Source organism: Vibrio sp. 1288 (assembly GCF_033344475.1).
Window position 1 is genome coordinate 1 of sequence record NZ_JAWPOX010000779.1, and the last position, 604, is coordinate 604.

1 protein-coding gene is annotated in these 604 nt (G+C 43.5%); it reads left to right on the forward strand.

Annotation, left to right across the window (positions count from 1 at the left end):
- Positions 1-604, forward strand: a 604-nt coding sequence (locus R8O11_RS29320) for a glucosaminidase domain-containing protein (protein WP_318195137.1), incomplete at both ends; no start/stop codon positions are given.

Consider the following 604-nt stretch of genomic DNA (forward strand, 5'->3'; position numbering starts at 1 on the left):
ATTTCGGTAGGTCCATATTTGCATTACGACCGCCAGTTCAAAAGCGCGAATGATCCTAATGTTGTTCAAGGTCCGGTGAAACATCCTGATTTGTCGCACTTGCCCTACATTGGGGACATTCCAGACTTTAACTCTATCAAAGACGCCAAAGAAAAAAAGGCGGCATTTTTCGATTTCTTACGGCCTAAAATCGCACTAGAAAATCACAGGATTGAAAAAGAACGTGCTTTTCTAAGCTCTCTTGAGATTGGAGAAGTGTCGCCGGACGAAGAAGCTTACGCAGAAAGATTAGCGCAGTTATATGGGTTTCCTCTTCATGATGGTCATGTTGATGAAGCTTGGCTGACTGAAATGTTAAAGCGAGTCAATGTTTTACCAGAAGCATTAGTGCTAACTCAAGCTGCCAATGAATCCGCGTGGGGTACTTCTCGTTTTGCTACTCAAGCAAACAACTTGTTCGGCCAATGGTGTTATAAACAGGGTTGCGGAATTGTGCCTGCTCAGCGTGCTGCTGGAAAAACTCACGAAGTTCAAAAATTCGATTCAGTTCAGCAGTCAATTCATGGCTACTTTATGAATGTGAATCGCAATCCAGCTTACGCTG